The organism is Paraburkholderia monticola, assembly GCF_001580545.1.
GTDB lineage: Bacteria > Pseudomonadota > Gammaproteobacteria > Burkholderiales > Burkholderiaceae > Paraburkholderia > Paraburkholderia monticola.
Window position 1 is genome coordinate 1 of sequence record NZ_LRBG01000008.1, and the last position, 16254, is coordinate 16254.

Annotated in this window: 15 protein-coding genes; 3 read left to right on the plus strand and 12 right to left on the minus strand. The window is 67.7% G+C overall.

Annotated elements, in window-relative coordinates; translation table 11 throughout:
• On the minus strand, positions 1-585 hold a 585-nt coding region (locus CI15_RS11125), incomplete at its 3' end, for a transketolase (protein WP_062127680.1).
• 156 nt (positions 586-741) lie between these two features.
• Here CI15_RS11125 and gcvA point away from each other — a divergent pair.
• A complete protein-coding gene (gcvA, locus tag CI15_RS11130; protein WP_174543222.1) occupies positions 742-1635 on the plus strand; it encodes a transcriptional regulator GcvA in 894 nt (297 codons plus the stop codon).
• 13 nt (positions 1636-1648) lie between these two features.
• On the opposite strand, the gene CI15_RS11135 is transcribed toward gcvA, so the two are convergent.
• The 9 genes from CI15_RS11135 to CI15_RS11175 all read right to left on the minus strand — a co-directional run bounded on the left by CI15_RS11135 (position 1649) and on the right by CI15_RS11175 (position 10313).
• Complete coding sequence (locus CI15_RS11135; RefSeq protein ID WP_062127684.1) at positions 1649-2374, minus strand: ABC transporter ATP-binding protein; 726 nt, start codon at positions 2372-2374, stop codon at positions 1649-1651.
• Positions 2371-3171: an ABC transporter ATP-binding protein gene (locus CI15_RS11140; protein ID WP_062127686.1), complete on the minus strand. Its 801-nt coding sequence runs from the start codon at positions 3169-3171 to the stop codon at positions 2371-2373. The genes CI15_RS11135 and CI15_RS11140 overlap by 4 nt, the downstream gene beginning before the upstream one ends.
• Positions 3168-4505 (minus strand): branched-chain amino acid ABC transporter permease, encoded by a 1338-nt coding sequence (locus CI15_RS11145; RefSeq protein WP_062127953.1) that lies wholly within the window; start codon positions 4503-4505, stop codon positions 3168-3170. Before CI15_RS11145 ends, CI15_RS11140 begins: the two co-directional genes overlap by 4 nt.
• A gap of 22 nt (positions 4506-4527) precedes the next feature.
• Positions 4528-5466: a branched-chain amino acid ABC transporter permease gene (locus CI15_RS11150; protein ID WP_062127688.1), complete on the minus strand. Its 939-nt coding sequence runs from the start codon at positions 5464-5466 to the stop codon at positions 4528-4530.
• 4 nt (positions 5467-5470) lie between these two features.
• Entirely contained in the window at positions 5471-5920 is a 450-nt protein-coding gene (locus CI15_RS11155; protein WP_062127690.1) for an acyl-CoA thioesterase, read from the minus strand.
• 31 nt (positions 5921-5951) lie between these two features.
• A complete protein-coding gene (locus CI15_RS11160) occupies positions 5952-7100 on the minus strand; it encodes an iron-containing alcohol dehydrogenase (RefSeq protein ID WP_062127692.1) in 1149 nt (382 codons plus the stop codon).
• A gap of 201 nt (positions 7101-7301) precedes the next feature.
• Complete coding sequence (locus CI15_RS11165; RefSeq protein ID WP_062127694.1) at positions 7302-7832, minus strand: NUDIX domain-containing protein; 531 nt, start codon at positions 7830-7832, stop codon at positions 7302-7304.
• 44 nt (positions 7833-7876) lie between these two features.
• Positions 7877-8908, minus strand: coding sequence for a threonine aldolase family protein (locus tag CI15_RS11170; protein ID WP_062127696.1), 1032 nt, complete (start codon positions 8906-8908; stop codon positions 7877-7879).
• Between the two features lie 88 nt (positions 8909-8996).
• The gene (locus tag CI15_RS11175; RefSeq protein ID WP_062127698.1) at positions 8997-10313 is read right to left on the minus strand and encodes a YbfB/YjiJ family MFS transporter; all 1317 of its coding nucleotides are present in this window, start codon (positions 10311-10313) and stop codon (positions 8997-8999) included.
• Positions 10314-10414: 101 nt separating this feature from the next.
• On the opposite strand from CI15_RS11175, the gene CI15_RS11180 reads away from it, so the two are divergent.
• On the plus strand, positions 10415-11359 hold the full coding sequence (locus tag CI15_RS11180) for a LysR family transcriptional regulator (RefSeq protein ID WP_062127700.1): 945 nt from the start codon (positions 10415-10417) through the stop codon (positions 11357-11359).
• Positions 11360-11492: 133 nt separating this feature from the next.
• Here the strand turns inward: CI15_RS11180 and alaS are convergent, their stop codons facing one another.
• Positions 11493-14117 (minus strand): alanine--tRNA ligase, encoded by a 2625-nt coding sequence (gene alaS, locus CI15_RS11185; RefSeq protein ID WP_062127702.1) that lies wholly within the window; start codon positions 14115-14117, stop codon positions 11493-11495.
• A gap of 321 nt (positions 14118-14438) precedes the next feature.
• Here alaS and CI15_RS11190 point away from each other — a divergent pair, with 321 nt between their 5' ends.
• A complete protein-coding gene (locus tag CI15_RS11190) occupies positions 14439-15659 on the plus strand; it encodes a CaiB/BaiF CoA transferase family protein (protein ID WP_062127955.1) in 1221 nt (406 codons plus the stop codon).
• A gap of 26 nt (positions 15660-15685) precedes the next feature.
• On the opposite strand, the gene CI15_RS11195 is transcribed toward CI15_RS11190, so the two are convergent.
• On the minus strand, positions 15686-16246 hold the full coding sequence (locus tag CI15_RS11195) for an RBBP9/YdeN family alpha/beta hydrolase (RefSeq protein ID WP_062127704.1): 561 nt from the start codon (positions 16244-16246) through the stop codon (positions 15686-15688).
• Between the last annotated feature and the right edge of the window lie 8 nt (positions 16247-16254).

Below are 16254 nucleotides of genomic sequence, written 5' to 3' on the forward strand. Positions count from 1 at the left end.
GCCCGTTCTCGGAGGCGGCGGACCGTCGGCCTGCTGGTTGTTGACGTCGACGATCGCGATCAGGTTGTCGAGCTTCCAGTGCGCGGCGGACATCAGACCCTCCCAGACCGCGCCTTCGTCGAGTTCGCCGTCGGAGAACAGCGTGTAGACGAAGGAGTCCGAAGCTTTGCGCTTCAAGCCAAGGCAGCGGCCGACCGCGATCGTCAGCCCCTGGCCGAGCGAGCCGCCCGACATCTCCATGCCCGGCGTATAGCTCGCCATGCCGGACATCGGCAGGCGGCTGTCGTCGCTGCCGTAGGTTTCGAGTTCGTCGGCGGGCAGGATGCCGGCCTCGAACAGCGCCGCGTACAACGCAATCGCGTAGTGCCCGTTCGACAGCAGGAAGCGGTCGCGCCCTTCCCATTCGGGGTCGTCGGCGCGGTAACGCATCGCGCCGAAGTAGGCGACGGCCAGCACATCGGCGATGTCGAGCGCCTGGCCGATATAGCCCTGCCCCTGTACTTCGCCCATCAGCAACGCGTTGCGGCGGATGCGGTAGGCGTGGTCCGCGAGTTGGGCGGTGCGCCCGGCTTCGCTCGTATTCACGCATGTCTCCTTGCAGAATGATTCGGCCTGATCGCAGCCCCGGGTAATCCCTCGGTTTGATTGCACTGCGAATGGATACAGCGTATCGACTTGAATAGATTCGCTCAAACGAATTAAAGTGGGCTATTGCTGAACTCAGTTCATGTGAATGCTGCCATGCACCATCGCGTCACACTCAAGTCCATTCAGGCTTTCGAGGCCGCCGCGCGGCTCTCGTCGTTCGCGCTCGCAGCAGAAGAGCTGTTCGTCACGCCCTCGGCGGTGAGCCATCAGGTCAAGCTGCTGGAGGACCAGTTGGGCGTGCGGCTGTTTCATCGCGTGCACCGTGCGGTGGTGCTCACGGACATGGGTCGTCAATTCGCTGAGGAAATCGGCGCGGCGTTCGCGCGCATCGACAAAGCGACGCGCGACATCGGCCGGGTCGCGAAAAGCGACATCCTCACCGTGCACGCGACGCCGAGCATCGCCACGCAATGGCTGATGCCGCGGCTCGCGCGATTCAGCGCGCTGCATCCGGATATCGACGTGCGGCTCAATGCGTCATCGGCGGCGGTGGACCTGATCAAGGAGTCGGTCGATATCGACATCCGCTACGGCGCGCGGCGCTTGCAGCCGCCCGGCACGATGGTGCTCGATCTGCCGCTCGAAACCATCGTGCCGCTGTGCTCGCCACGTCTTGCCAACGGCGAGCATCCGATCCGCACGGTCGCGGACCTGCGGCATCACACGCTGATCCATAGCGAGGGGTGTCTCGTCGGATGGCGCGACTGGATGCGTTTGCATCGCAAGGTCGTGCTCGACATCACGCGCGGGCCGCGCTTCGATCGCTCGTTCATGGCGATCAGCGCGGCCGCGGACGGCATGGGCGTCTGTCTGGAGAGTCTGCTGCTCGCGCAACGCGAACTGGAAACCGGGACCCTGGTCGCGCCGTTGGGACTCGACGGATTGAAGGTCAACGGCTACACGCTGAACCTGCTGAAATCGCGTGCGGATCTGCCCAAGCTGAGGAGCTTTCAGGACTGGCTATTCGAGGAACTCGGGGCGGGCTGAGCTCATTCGCGAGTCAACCGACGCCGAGCCATTCGCGCATCACATCGTCACGCGACAGGAACGACGCGAGCGCGCCGTCGAACACGATCTCGCCGTGCCCCATCACGGCGACGCGGCTCGCGAGGTCCCGCGCGATCACGAGCCGCTGCTCGATCAACAGGATCGCGACGCCACGCTCGCGCAGCGCGCGCAAACAATCGGCAACCTGCTGCATCACGAGACTCGCGAGCCCTTCGCCGGGTTCGTCGATCACGAGCAGATCGGGGTCGCCAAGCAGCGCGCGAGCGAGCGCGAGCATCTGTTGCTCGCCGCCCGACAACGCACCGGCGCGCGTGCGCCGGCGCTCGGCCAGCACGGGAAACAGCGCGTAGGCGTCGTCGAGCGTGAAGCGCGGCGCGCGGCCGCGCGCACGCGAAGCGGCAGCCGGTGCGATGCCGAGCAGCAGGTTTTCATGGACGCTCAGCGCGGCGAACACGTCGCGATGCTCCGCCACATAGCCGAGCCCTAGCCGCGCGATCTCGAACGTGCGCAGACCGGCGAGCGAACGCCCCGCGAAACGCAGTTCGCCCTCGCAGCGCACGAGGCCCATCACCGCGCGCGCGAGCGTCGAGCGTCCGGAGCCGTTGCGGCCGACCAGCGCGACCGCTTCGCCGGGCCCGATGTCCAGCGTGACACCGTGCAAGGCCTGGCTCGCGCCGTACCACGCGTTCAGGTTGCGGATTTCGAGCAGCGCGCTCATCGGCCGCCTCCCTTGTCGGCTCGATCGCCGGTCCGGGTACCCGGGTTCTGATCGAAGCCCTCGCCCAGATAAGCGGCACGCACGGCCGCGTCCGCGCGAATCGCGGCCGGCGACCCGCTCGCGATGATGCGCCCCTGCACCAGCACCGAAATCCGATCGGCAAGCGCGAACACCGCGTCCATGTCGTGCTCGACCATTAGCAGCGTGCGGCCCGCGGTGGTGTTACGGATCAGCTCTATCGCACGTGCCGCTTCCGCGCGGTTCATGCCCGCGGTCGGCTCGTCGAGCAGCAGCGTGTGCGCGCCGCCCGCGAGCGCGATGCCGAGATCGAGCGCGCGTTGCTCCGCGTAGCTGAGCGTGCCGGCCGCGACGTCGCGGCGCGCGCCGAGGCCGACCGCCTCGAGCACGTTGGCGGCGCGCGCATCGACTGCGGCCGTGCCGGTCGGACGCTGCCACCAGCGCGTGCGATCGCGCTCGGCGAGCTGCGCCGCGCAGCGCAGGTTATCGAACACGGACAGCCGCGCGAACACGCTGGTGCTCTGGAAGCTGCGCGCGAGGCCGCGGCGCGCGATCGCGGCCGGCGCGAGCCGCGTGATGTCCGCGCCGAACAGATGGATGCGTCCCGCGCTCGGCCGTGCGCCGCCGCCGATCAGGTTGAACAGCGTCGACTTGCCCGCGCCGTTCGGGCCGATCAGCGCATGCCGTTCGCCGGGCTCGATCGCGAGATCGACGCCGCGCAGGATCTGCGTCGCGCCGAAGCGCTTGTCGATGCCGTAGAGCGCGAGTGCGGGGATCATCGTGCGGCTCCGGAGGATCGTGCCGCGCGCGCGTGGGCCGCGACGCGGGCATGCGCGCGCAGCGCGTAGCGAGTGCTCAGCGCGGCCAGGGCCGCGAGCACAATGAGCGCAAGCGCCAGATACAGCGGCGCGGCGGCGGGCGGCGACGGTAGCGGCACGCCGGTGACAGCCGTGCCCGCGCCCGCGCCCGCACCCGCGCCCGCACTGCTGCCAAACAACGCGCCGAACCACGCGCCTGAAGCCGCGCCTTCGTCCGCGCCGAACTGCGCCGCATAGGCCCACTGCACCGCGAGCACGGTGGCCGCGAGCCACAGCAACCCCGCCGCCGCGCTCCACAGATACGCGGCGCGGCAGCGTCGCCAGCCATAGGTCGCGAGCCGCGTCGTCTGCCGAGCGCCAAAGCCCGCGAGTCCATCCGGCGCCAACATCACCACGACGACGAAGAACAGCCCCAGATAGAACAGCCACGCCCGCGTGACACTCGCGACCACCACGCTGAAAAACGTCAGCACGATCGCACCGGCGACCGGTCCGAAAAACGCCCCCGTACCGCCGATCACGGTCGCGATCAGCACCGCGCCCGAGCGCATCATGCCGACGCTCTCGGTCGACACGAGCTCGATATTGATCAGCCCGAGCGTCCCCGCGATGCCCGCGAAAAACGCCGACAGCACGACCACGCCATAGCGAATCCGCCGCGGATAGCAGCCGATCGCCGCGGCGCGCGCCGGGTTGTCGCGCACCGCGTTCGCGAGCCGCATGAACGGCGTGCGCGACAGCGCGAACATCGCGACACACGCGGTCACGCACCACAGCGCGATCAGCGCATAGGCCTCGCGCGCCGACCCGAAATGCCAGGTGCCGAGAGGCGGCCCGTTCGCGCGATCGATCGCGACGCCCGCCTCGCCGCCGAACCAGCCCGGCAGCGTCCACGCCGCCGCGACGACGAGCTCGCCGAGACCGAGCGTGATCATTGCGAACGCGGTGCCGGCACGGCGCGTCGCGATGAAGCCGAACAGCACGCCGCACAGCGCGCCGCCGATGCCACCGGCGAGCGGCAGCAGCACGAGCGGCACGCCGCCCGCGTTGAACACGCGCGCGGCGATCAGCGCGCCGAGCCCTGCATACGCGGCATGTCCGAACGACAGCAAACCGGTCTCGCCGAGCAGCAGGTTGTAGGACAGCGCGAACACGATCATCGTCGCGCTTTGCGCGAGGTACGCGAGCAGCCAGCTATGCGGCCAGACGAAAGGCGGCACGGCGAGGAACACGACGAGTCCGAGCCATGGCGCGAGCGCGCGGCCGGGCCTGCGAGGCGGCGCACCGCCTGGCATCGGGATCGGCGACGCATCTCGCTTACGCATGATCGTCACGCCGTCCGAACAGCCCGCGCGGCCTCACCGCCAGCACAGCGACGAGCAGCAGATACGGCAGCAGCGGCGCGAGTTGCGCGAGCGTCAACGCGTCCCATTCGGGCGGCAGCACCGCGCCGGCGAGCGACACCACGTCGCCCAATGACACATCGCTCGCGACCGCCAGCGTCTGCAGGCATCCCACCAGCAGCGACGCGACGAGCGCCCCGCTCAGCGAACCGAGCCCGCCGATCACGACGACGACGAACACGATCGAGCCGAGCGACTCCGCCATCGCCGGTTCGATCACGAACAGCGGCGCGCCGATCACGCCGGCGAGCGCGGCGAGCGCGGTGCCGGCCGCGAATACGCCGGTGAACACGCGCGGCACGTTGTGGCCGAGCGCCTCGACGGCCTGCGCATGCGTGAGCGCGGCGCGCACGATCAAGCCCGTCTTCGACACGCGCAGCACCGCGACGAGCGCCGCGAGCATCGCAAGCGACACCGCCATCATGAACGCGCGATAGCGCGTGAAGACCGCGCCGTAGAGCGAGAACAGCGGACCGTCGAGCACGGCCGGAAGCCTCGCCGTCAACGGACTGAGCCCCCAGCCGAGCTTGACGAGCTCGCCGAGCAGATACGCGGCGCCGAAGGTCAGCAGCAGCTCGGGCAGATGACCGTGCCCGCGCACGCGCCGCAACAGCCAGCGCTCGAGCGCCGCGCCGACGAGTCCGACGACGAGCGGCGCGACCACCAGCGCGCTCCAGAAGCCGGCGCGCGCCGCCACTGAAAAGCCGACGTAGGCGCCGAGCATGTAGAAGCTCGCGTGCGCGAAGTTGAGCACGCCGAGCATGCTGAAAATCAGCGTGAGCCCGGCCGACAGCATGAACAGCAACAGCCCGTAGCTCAGGCCGTTGAGCACCGTGACGATGAACGACTGCACGCGTCTAGTCCGCCAGGCCGGCGACGCACAACGGTTCGAGCGCCGCGCGCAGTTCGGCGGGCAGACTCACCGGACGACGGCTCGCGCGATCCACGTAGACGTGCACGAAATGCCCCTGCGCGGCGGGCTCGGCTTCGCCCTCGCGAAACAGCCCCACCTCGTAGCGCACACTCGACGTGCCGAGCCGCGCGACCCGCAAGCCCGCGTCGATGCGATCGGGAAACACGAGCGGCGCGAAGTAGTTGCACTGCGTCTCGACGACGAGCCCGATCGTCGCGCCGTGCTCGAAATCGAGCACGCCCGCGCGGATCAGATAGTCGTTCACGACGGTGTCGAAATAGCTGTAGTAGACGACGTTGTTGACGTGGCCGTAGACGTCGTTGTCCATCCAGCGCGTGGTGATCGGCAGGAAATGCGGATACGCGGCGCGGCCGGCGGGGGCGGGTTTGTTCATCGGAGGTGGTGTAGGTGGATGCGGGGATGCGTCACAGCGACTCCGTCAGCATGCGCCGATAGTCGTCGGCGCTCGCTTCGCGCGGATTCGTGCGATGGCAGTGATCGCGGAGCGCGCCCTGCACCACCTTGTCGAACATGCTTGCGTCGACGCCCATCTGGCTGAGGCCGGTCGGCAGACCGAGCCGCGCCGTCATGTCGAACAGCGTCTGCGCGAGATCCGTATGCTCGGGCACCCCCATCACGCGACGCATGCGCGCATAGCGGCGCTCGGCCACCACGCTCGGCGCACGCTCGTTGAAGCGCAGCACCGCGGGCAGCACGACCGCGTTCAGCGTGCCGTGATGCAGCGACGTGCGGCCGTTCACCTTCAGGCCGCCCAGCGGATGCGACAGCGAGTGCACGCAGCCGAGGCCCTTCTGGAACGCCATCGCGCCCTGCATCGACGCGCTCATCATGTTCAGGCGCGCCTCGCGATCGCTGCCGTCCGCGCAGGCGCGCTCGATGCTGGCCCACGCGCGCTCGAGACCGTCGAGCGCGATGCCGTCGGCGGGCGGATTGAAGGCCGGCGCAAGGAAGGTCTCGATGCAATGCGCGATCGCATCCATGCCGGTCGCCGCGGTCAGACCCGGCGGCAGACCGAGCGTGAGGCCCGGATCGCACAGCGCCGATTTCGGCAGCAGATTCCACGAGTGAAAACCGAGCTTGCGGCCGTCGTTCAGGATCACGATCGCGCCGCGCGCCACTTCGCTGCCGGTGCCGGCCGTGGTCGGAATCGCGATCAGCGGCGCGACGGCATCGGTAATCTTCGCGCTGCCGCCTTCGATCGTCGCGTACTGCGTGAGCGGCCCCGGATGCGTGGCCGCGATCGCGACGCCCTTGGCGAGATCGATCGACGAACCGCCGCCCACCGCGATCAACCCGTCGCAGCGCTGGTCGCGATACACCTGGGCGGCCGCGAGCACCATTGCCTCGGTCGGGTTCGACGGCGTGTCGTCGAACAGCGGCACCTCGCCGAGCTTGAGCGCGTCGAGCGCCTGCTGCGCGATGCCGGCCGCGACGACGCCCTTGTCGCTGATCACCAGAGGCCGCTTGATGCCGATGCGCGCGCACTCGGACGACAGTTGCGCCAGTGCTTCGTAGCCCAGATGAATGTGGGTCAGGTAGTAGATGTAGGCCATGCCGTTGCTTCTCCCTGAGCGTGCGCTCATTGACCGCTGATTGACCGCTGATTGACGTCGATGATCCGTTCGGTGCCGCGTGAGTGGGTGCTATGTGGGTGCGATGTGGGGTCGGGTGTCTGCTTCGCTGAGGGGTTGTCTCTCGTTGTCTTTGTGTTGTCTGTGCGATGGCTTACGTTGCCGCTCTCGAGGCCGCGCGCCTCATTGCCCCGGCCGTTCGACGAATTCGAACGGCAAGCCGCGCCGCCGCATCCATTCGCCGAGCGCCTGGCCGGTGCCCGCGCGCCACGGCCGCAGTTTCGCGGGCTCGACGAGCCGGTATTCGAGCAGTTCGGGCGACAGCGCGATCGTGCCGTGCGCCTTCACGTGATACGCGATGATCAGCTCGTTCTTGCGGATGAATTCGTACACGCCGATCAGCTCGACCGACTCCGCGTGCAGCGACGTCTCTTCGAGCACTTCGCGCGCGATGCCCTGCTCCGGCGTCTCGCCGTTTTCGAGGAAGCCGGTGATCAGCGCGAACATGCCCTCGGCCCAGGCGGCATTGCGCGCGAGCAGGATCTTGCCCTCGTACTCGACGATCGCGGCGACGACCGGCAGCGGATTATTCCAATGAACGTAGCCGCACTCGGTATCGGGACAGCTCTGCCGCACACGGCCGCCTTCGTGCAGGGGGTCGGTGCGTTCGGTCAGGGGCTTCGCGCAGCGGGGGCAGAATCGATACTCGGTCATGGCGGGCGACGTCTCTTGGGTCTCGTGTTTCGTAGCGGGCTGCATCACGCGACGCACAACTCGCGCACGTCGGCGGCGAAACGCTCGACCGTGTCGGGCTGCGTGTCCCACGCGCACATCAGCCGGCAGCCGCCCGCGCCGATGAACTCGTAGAACTTCCAGCCGCGCGCGCGCATCGCCTTGGCGGCCTGCGGCGGCAATTGCGCGAACACCGCGTTCGATTGGCTCGGGAACATGATGCTCACGCCGGGAATTTCCTGCAACCGCGTCTCCAGCAGACGCGCCATCGCGTTCGCATGACGCGCGTTGCGCAGCCACACGTCGTTGTCGAGCAGGCCGAGCCAGGGTGCGGAGATGAAGCGCATCTTCGAGGCGAGCTGCCCCGCCTGCTTGAGCCGATAGGCGAAATCGTCGGCGAGCGCGCGATCGAAGAACACCACCGCCTCGCCGACCGGCAGGCCGTTTTTCGTGCCGCCGAAGCACAGCACGTCGACGCCCGCGCGCCACGTGATTTCCGACGGATGCACATCGAGCGCGGCGACCGCGTTCGCGAAGCGCGCGCCGTCCATGTGCACCTTCAGATGACGGCGTTTCGCGATCGCGGCGATCGCGCGCACTTCCTCGACGCTGTAGACGGTGCCAACCTCGGTCGACTGCGTCAGCGTGACGACCTTGGGCTTCGGATAGTGGATATCGGCGCGCCGCGTGACGATGGCTTCGATCGCATCGGGCGTGAGCTTGCCGCCGATGCCCGGCGCCGTCAGCAGCTTCGAGCCGCCCGAGAAGAATTCGGGACCGCCGCATTCGTCGGTTTCGATGTGCGCGAGCTCGTGGCAGATCACCGAGTGGTACGACTGGCAAAGCGAGGCGAGCGCGAGCGAATTGGCCGCCGTGCCGTTGAACACGAAGAACACTTCGCAGTCGGTCTGGAACAGGTCTCGCAGACGGTCGCAGACCTGGTTGGTCCACGAGTCGTCGCCATAGGCCGGCTCGTGGCCGCTGTTGTTGGCGGCGATCAGCGCTTCGAGCGCTTCGGGGCAGATGCCGGCGTAGTTGTCGGACGCGAAATGTTGCATGATCGAGCGACGCGCCCGGCGACAGGCGCGTGGGAATGACGGAAAGCGGTCATTTTAGTGCGCTCGTGCGAGTTTTGTTTTCGGGGCGTCAGTTGCAGCCGCAATCCGGCATGCGGCCACGGCCGCGCGGCCTGCGTGTCACCGCGATCAGGCCCACCGCCCCGGCCAGCAGCGCGCCCGCGGCGAGCCACAGCGCCGGCGAAAACGAGCCCGTGTGCGCGGCAATCGGCGCGGCCACCAGCGGACCGGCGATCTGACCGATGCCATAGGCCGCCGTCGCATAGCCCATCAGCCCGGCCGCGTCGTCGCCGTGCAGACGCCGCGCCTCGCGCATTGCAAACAGCGTGATCGCGGTGAAGGGCAGGCCGATCAGGATGCTGCCGAGCGAAAACCCGCCCGCCGTCGGCCACACGATGCCCAGCGCGATGCCGATCGCCTGCAACACATACGCGCCCGCGAGCAGCGCGCGGTTGTCCCAGTGCGTGGGCAATCGCGCGGCGAGCAAGGCGCCGACGATCAGCGCCGCGCCGAACATCGGCCAGAACAGATCCGGCCATGCCGAACCCGGCAACGCGTGTCGGGCGATGACCGGCAGGAACGTCGCGGTGATGATGTAGCCGAAGCCCGGAATGCCATAGAGCAGGACCAGCCAGACAGCGTCGGCGCGGTGGGCGGCGCGGCTCGGATGAGCGCCCGCCGTACGAGGCGCCGGGTTGGCGCCGGTGCGCGATGCATCAGCGGATTGTGCGACGCCGGAGCTTGCCACGGCGGGCGATGCGGACGATGCGGCCGCCGTGCGGCGCGCCTCGCCGAACACCGGCCACACCAGCGCCGACAACACCGCGCCGATCACCGCAAAGCCGATCCATCCGGGCACCGCCCCATAGCCGCCCGCAACGCTGACCAGCAAACCGGTGCCGACGATACCCACGCCCGGCCCCGTATAGATGACCCCGCTCCACGCATGCGCACCGACTTCGGCGAGCCGCCGCAGGCCCCATTGCGACGCGAACACGAAGGTCCACGCGCTGACCGCGCCGGCGACGAAGCGCACCAGCGCCCACACCCAGAACTGGCCAGTGAGGCCCATCGCGAGCGTCAGCAGCACCGTCGCGACTAGCCCGACGCGCACCATGCGCGCGGGGTCGGCCCGCAGTGCCGCGCACGAGACCGCGCCGGCGAAATAGCCCGCATAGTTGAACGACGCGAGCCAGCCGCCATGCTGGATATCGATCTGCGGCTGGCCGAGCGCGGCGCCATGCAGCATCAGCGGCAGCAGCGGCGTAAAAGCGAAGCGCCCGATGCCGAGCGCGACGGCCAGCGTCACCATGCAGGCAAGCGCCGCGCGCCGGCCGGCGTGACGTTCATGCAAGTGCGGGTACGCGTGGGAGGCAAGGTCGGTCATGATCGGAGGGTCAAACGGCGATGATATGCATTCATGCTAGCTTGATCTTTTGATCACGAAAAATGAATAATTAGAATGTAAATCATCGCCGGGAGAGAATCATGGATCTGGCCGCTCTGACCATCTTTCGCGCGGTCGTGCGCGAAAACGGCGTGACGCGCGCCGCGGCAAAGCTCAATCGCGTGCAATCGAACGTGACGACTCGCATCAAGCAGCTCGAGGAGCAACTCGGCACCGAGCTGTTTATCCGCGACGGCCGCCGCCTCGTGCTGACGCCGGCCGGCGAGACACTGCTGCCCTACGCGGAGCGCCTGCTCGCGCTCGCCGACGAGGCGCGTCACGCGGTGCGCGAGGATCGTCCGAGCGGGCGGCTGCGTCTCGGCGCGATGGAAAGCGTCGCGGCGACGCGTCTGCCGGGCCTGCTCGCGCACTATCACCAGCAATGGCCGGCCGTCGAACTGGAGCTGGAAATCGGCACGACCGGCAAACTGATCGAGCGGGTGCGCGAGTTCGAGGTCGACGCGGCGCTGGTCGCGACGCCGCTCGATCCCGCCTCGATCGGCGATCTGTTCGAGACCGTGCCGGTCTTCCGCGAAGAGCTCGTGATGCTGACGCCGCGGGGTCATCGGCCGATCCGTGAAGTGCGCGACATCGCGCTATCGACGCTGATCGCGTTCGAGCGCGGCTGTGCGTACCGCGCGTATATCGAGAGGTGGTATCTGGAGCACGGCGTGCGGCCGGCGCGCGTGCTGGAACTGGGCTCGTATCACGCGATCGTCGCGTGCGTGGCGGCCGGCGCGGGGGTCGCGGTCGCGCCGCGCACGGTGCTCGATCTGCAAGCCGACACGAGCAATATCGCGGTGCACGAGTTGCCCGATATCGGCCTGATCGACACGCTGCTGGTCTGGCGACGCGGGCATTTTTCGTCGGCGCTCAATGCGTTGCGGCGCGCGCTGATGGCGTCGCACGAAGGCGCGGCCGAGAGCGTCGACGCGGATTTGCCGCGTGCGGAGGCGCCAGTGTCCGTGGATGTCAATGTTGTCTGATCGTTGAATTCACGCCGGTGTCAGCAAAAGCAAAGGGGCCACGCAACGCACCCGTCCTGCCGGTGCACCACGTGGCCCCTTCGTCAAACCCGGCTCGAGTTTGAATCGAGCCGGACTCAACCGTCCATCAAAATCAAAGCTGCCCTTCGACCCAGGCCTTGACGCCCGCAAGCGCCGCCGGCAGTTTGGCCGGCTCGGTACCGCCCGCCTGCGCCATGTCCGGACGGCCGCCGCCCTTGCCGCCCACCTGCTGGGCCACGAAGTTGACCAGCTCGCCCGCCTTGACCTTCTTGCTGGCGTCCGCAGTGACACCGGCGATCAGGCTGACCTTGCCGGCTTCGACCGACGCGAGCACGATCGCCGCGCTCTTCAGTTTGTCCTTGAGCTTGTCGACCGTTTCGCGCAGCGTCTTCACGTCCGCGCCTTCGAGCGTTGCCGCAAGCACATGCACGCCGCCGACTTCAATCGCCTGGCCCGCGAGTTCGTCGCCCTGGCTCGACGCCATCTTCGACTTCAGCGCGCTCAGTTCCTTCTCGAGCGCCTTCACCTGGTCCTGCACCTGGCCGATGCGCTGCGTGAGCTCCGCCGGCTGCGCCTTCAGTACCGCGGCGGCCGCGTTGACGCGCCCTTCCAGCTCCTGCACGTAGCGCACCGCGTTGTCGCCGGTGATCGCTTCGACGCGACGGATGCCTGCCGCAACGCCACCTTCCATCACGATCTTGAAGAATCCGATGTCACCGGAGCGATTGACGTGGGTGCCGCCGCACAGCTCACGCGAGAAGCCGAGGTCGAGCACGCGCACTTCGTCGCCGTACTTTTCGCCGAACAGCGCCATCGCGCCGCCCTTCACCGCATCGTCGTAGGACATCACGCGCACGATGCCGGGCGCGTTCGCGAGCACTTCCGCATTGACGATTTCCTCGACGCGGCGGATCTGCTCGTCGGTCATCGGCGCGTTATGCGCGAAGTCGAAGCGGGTCTTGTCGGCGTCGACGAGCGAGCCCTTCTGCTGCACGTGCGAACCGAGCACTTCGCGCAGCGCCTTGTGCATCAGGTGCGTGGCCGAGTGGTTGCGGGCCGTGCGGGCGCGACGCACCGCGTCGATTTCCGCCTTGACCACGTCGCCAACCTTCAGCGTGCCCTGCTCGAGCGTGCCGTGATGGCCGACCACGTCGGCCTGCACCTTCAGCGTATCGGCGACGGCAAAGCGCGTGCTGGCGTTCGCGAGCACGCCCTGGTCGCCGACCTGGCCGCCCGATTCCGCGTAGAACGGCGTGTGATCGAGCACGACGACCGCCTGCTGGCCGTGCTGCACCTGCTGCACCGACGCGCCATCCACGTACAGCGCGACGACCTTCGCGTCGTCGAAGACGATTTCTTCGTAGCCGTGGAACGTGGTCTTCGCGCCCGAATATTCGAGGCCCTGTGCCATCTTGAACTTGCCCGCCGCGCGGGCCTGTTCGCGCTGACGCGCCATCGCTTCGTCGAACGCGGGTTCGTCGACGGTCACTTCGCGCTCGCGGCAGACGTCCGCGGTCAGGTCGAGCGGGAAGCCATAGGTGTCGTGCAGCTTGAACGCGAGTTCGCCGTCGAGCGTCTTGCTACCCTTCGCGTCCAGGTCGGCCAGGGCGGCTTCGAGAATCGACATGCCGTGCTCGATGGTTTCGAAGAAGCGCTCTTCTTCCTGACGCAGCACGTCGGTCACGCGCTTTTCGGCGTCCTTCAGTTCCGGGTACGCGTCGCCCATTTGCGCGACGAGGTCGGCGACCATGCGATGGAAGAACGAACCCTTCTTGCCGAGCTTGTAGCCGTGACGGATCGCGCGGCGCACGATACGGCGCAGCACGTAGCCGCGGCCTTCGTTGCCCGGAATCACGCCGTCGACGATCAGGAACGAGCACGCACGGATGTGATCCGCGATCACCTTCAGCGAGTTGTTGCCCAGATCGGTCACGCCGGTTTCGCGGCCAGCGGCCTTGATCAGCGCCTGGAACAGATCGATTTCGTAGTTGCTGTGAACGTGCTGCAGCACCGCGGCGATACGTTCGAGGCCCATGCCGGTGTCCACGCACTGCTTGGGCAGCGGCGTCATGTTGCCCTGAGCGTCGCGGCTGAACTGCATGAACACGAGGTTCCAGATTTCGATGTAGCGGTCGCCGTCTTCTTCAGGCGATCCCGGCGGGCCACCCCACACGTCCGGGCCGTGGTCGTAGAAGATTTCCGAGCACGGGCCGCACGGGCCGACGTCGGCCATCTGCCAGAAGTTGTCCGACGCGTAGCGCGCGCCCTTGTTGTCGCCGATGCGAATGATGCGCTCGACCGGCACGCCCACTTCCTTCGCCCAGATGTCGTGCGCTTCGTCGTCTTCCTGGTAGACGGTGACCCACAGCTTGTCTTTCGGCAGCTTGTAGACCTCGGTCAGCAGTTCCCACGCGTAGTGGATCGCGTCGCGCTTGAAGTAGTCGCCGAACGAGAAGTTGCCGAGCATCTCGAAGAACGTGTGGTGACGCGCGGTGTAGCCCACGTTCTCGAGGTCGTTGTGCTTGCCGCCGGCACGCACGCTGCGCTGCGCGGTCGTGGCGCGCGCATACGGACGCGATTCCGCGCCGAGGAACACATCTTTGAACTGCACCATCCCCGAATTGGTGAAGAGCAGCGTCGGGTCGTTGCCGGGCACGAGGCTCGACGAACGGACGATCGTGTGGCCCTTCGATTCGAAGAACTTGAGGAATTTCTCGCGGATATCAGCGGCTTTCATAGCGTGCGGGGGACTGTCCTGACGGTTCCTGACTGGGACTGGCGGTCGGTGGGATGCGCCAACTGTCGGTTTCTTTAAACGACTGATTATACGGGATCGGCAAGCGCGCGAGGCACTGCGCAGCGCCTCGCTGGCCATCCGGCCAGGGCGCGACGCGCCTGCTGCGACACCCGTGTGTCCCGGCGTCCGATCCGCGCTATGACGTTCGGCTGACTGCGACCGGCGGCGGGAATCGCTTAAGATGGCTTTCACGAATCTTCGCGCGAAACAATGCATGGCAGCCCGCGCGCCGCCTGCAACCATCAGGAGACATTCAACGACATGGGCGCTCTCAGTCACATCCGCGTGCTGGATCTCACCCGCGTGCTCGCCGGCCCGTGGTGCGCGCAGACGCTTGCCGATTTCGGCGCCGACGTCATCAAGATCGAACGGCCCGAGGTCGGCGACGACACGCGCCACTGGGGCCCTCCGTACCTGAAAACGCCGGACGGCGCGGACACCCACGAAGCCGCCTACTATCTCGCGGCGAACCGCAACAAGCGTTCGGTCACGCTCGACATCGCCTCGCCCGAGGGCCAGCGGATCGTTCGCGAGCTGGCCGCGCAAAGCGACGTCGTGCTCGAGAACTACAAGGTCGGCCAGCTGAAGAAGTACGGGCTCGACTATGAATCGCTCAAACAGGTGAAGCCCGACCTGATCTACTGCTCGGTCACGGGCTTCGGGCAAACCGGGCCGTATGCGCAGCGCGCGGGCTACGACTTCATCGTGCAGGGCATCGGCGGCTTCATGAGCATCACCGGCGAGCGCGACGGTCAGCCGGGCGGCGGCCCGCAAAAGGCCGGCGTCGCGATCGCCGACCTGATGACCGGCATGTATTCGACGATCGCGGTGCTGACCGCGCTCACGCATCGCGACCGCACGGGCGAAGGCCAATACATCGACATGGCGCTGCTCGACGTGCAGGTCGCGATGCTCGCCAACATGAACTCGAACTACCTCGCGAGCGGTCAGCCGCCGGTGCGCTGGGGCAATGCGCATCCGAACATCGTGCCCTACCAGACCTTCCAGACGAGCGACGGCTGGATCATCGTCGCGGTCGGCAACGACGGGCAGTTCCGCAAGTTCGTCGAGGTGGGCGGCCGCCCGGAACTCGCCGACGACGATCGTTTCGCGACCAACCCCGCGCGCGTGCGCAACCGCGAACTGCTCGTGCCGATTCTCGCGGACATGGTGCGCCTGCAGGGCAAGCAGCAATGGATCGGCGCGCTCGACGCGGCCGGCGTGCCGTGCGGGCCGATCAACAACCTCGACGAGGTGTTCGACAACGAGCAGGTCATCGCGCGCGGTCTGCAGGTGGATCTGCCGCATCCGTCGGGCGGCACGGTCAAGCTCGTGCGCAATCCGATCAACATGAGCGGCACACCGCCGCAAGCGTTGAGCCATCCGCCGCTGCTCGGCGAGCATACCGAGCGCGTGCTGCGCGACGTGCTCGGCTACGACGCGCAGAGAATTGCGGAGTTGAAGGGAAAATCGGTGATCTGATCGCTGAGGCCGATGAGGCGGCAGGCTCAGCGCGCCGCCGCGAGCGAAGCCAGCCAGCCCCGCCCCTCGTCCCAATCGCCGAGGCCGCTATCGGCATTGATGTGGCCACGCGCGCCGATACCGATCCAGCGGCTGCCCCACGCGCTCGCGCAGGTCTGCGAAAAAGGCGCGCCGCCATACGGATCGTCGCTGCTCGCCACGACGATCGTCGCAAACGGCAGGCGCGTGAGCGGCACGGCCGCGAAGCCGGTCGCGTCCTGTGGGAAATGCGCTCCGGCCGGATCGGGCACGGCGACCAGCAGCGCGCCGGCCACCTTCGCGAGTTGCGCCGCGCTCGCGTACTGCGAAGCCCAGAACGCCGTGGTCAGGCAGCCGAGGCTGTGCGCGGCGAACACGACCGGCGCGCGGGCGGCGGCGAGCGCGGCGTCGAGCGTGCGGCACCAGGCGTCGCGTGAAGGGTGGTCCCAGTCCGGCATGGGCACGCGCACGAAAGCGGGATCGAGCGCTTCCCAGCGCGTTTGCCAATGGCCTGGGCCGGAGCCTAGATAGCCCGGCAGTACGAGTGTGGTCGGTTGGTGTCCGTGCATCGATCGAG

Bases quoted from the DNA above. Each gene is read 5' to 3' on its own strand.
- CI15_RS11140 (WP_062127686.1), bottom strand. From the start codon at position 3,171: ATGATCCCCGCACTCGCGCTCTACGGCATCGACAAGCGCTTCGGCGCG.
- CI15_RS11160 (WP_062127692.1), bottom strand. From the start codon at position 7,100: ATGGCCTACATCTACTACCTGACCCACATTCATCTGGGCTACGAAGCA.
- CI15_RS11195 (WP_062127704.1), bottom strand. From the start codon at position 16,246: ATGCACGGACACCAACCGACCACACTCGTACTGCCGGGCTATCTAGGC.
- CI15_RS11170 (WP_062127696.1), bottom strand. From the start codon at position 8,908: ATGCAACATTTCGCGTCCGACAACTACGCCGGCATCTGCCCCGAAGCG.
- CI15_RS11155 (WP_062127690.1), bottom strand. From the start codon at position 5,920: ATGAACAAACCCGCCCCCGCCGGCCGCGCCGCGTATCCGCATTTCCTG.
- alaS (WP_062127702.1), bottom strand. From the start codon at position 14,117: ATGAAAGCCGCTGATATCCGCGAGAAATTCCTCAAGTTCTTCGAATCG.
- CI15_RS11190 (WP_062127955.1), top strand. From the start codon at position 14,439: ATGGGCGCTCTCAGTCACATCCGCGTGCTGGATCTCACCCGCGTGCTC.
- CI15_RS11180 (WP_062127700.1), top strand. From the start codon at position 10,415: ATGGATCTGGCCGCTCTGACCATCTTTCGCGCGGTCGTGCGCGAAAAC.
- gcvA (WP_174543222.1), top strand. From the start codon at position 742: ATGCACCATCGCGTCACACTCAAGTCCATTCAGGCTTTCGAGGCCGCC.
- CI15_RS11165 (WP_062127694.1), bottom strand. From the start codon at position 7,832: ATGACCGAGTATCGATTCTGCCCCCGCTGCGCGAAGCCCCTGACCGAA.
- CI15_RS11175 (WP_062127698.1), bottom strand. From the start codon at position 10,313: ATGACCGACCTTGCCTCCCACGCGTACCCGCACTTGCATGAACGTCAC.
- CI15_RS11145 (WP_062127953.1), bottom strand. From the start codon at position 4,505: ATGCCAGGCGGTGCGCCGCCTCGCAGGCCCGGCCGCGCGCTCGCGCCA.
- CI15_RS11135 (WP_062127684.1), bottom strand. From the start codon at position 2,374: ATGAGCGCGCTGCTCGAAATCCGCAACCTGAACGCGTGGTACGGCGCG.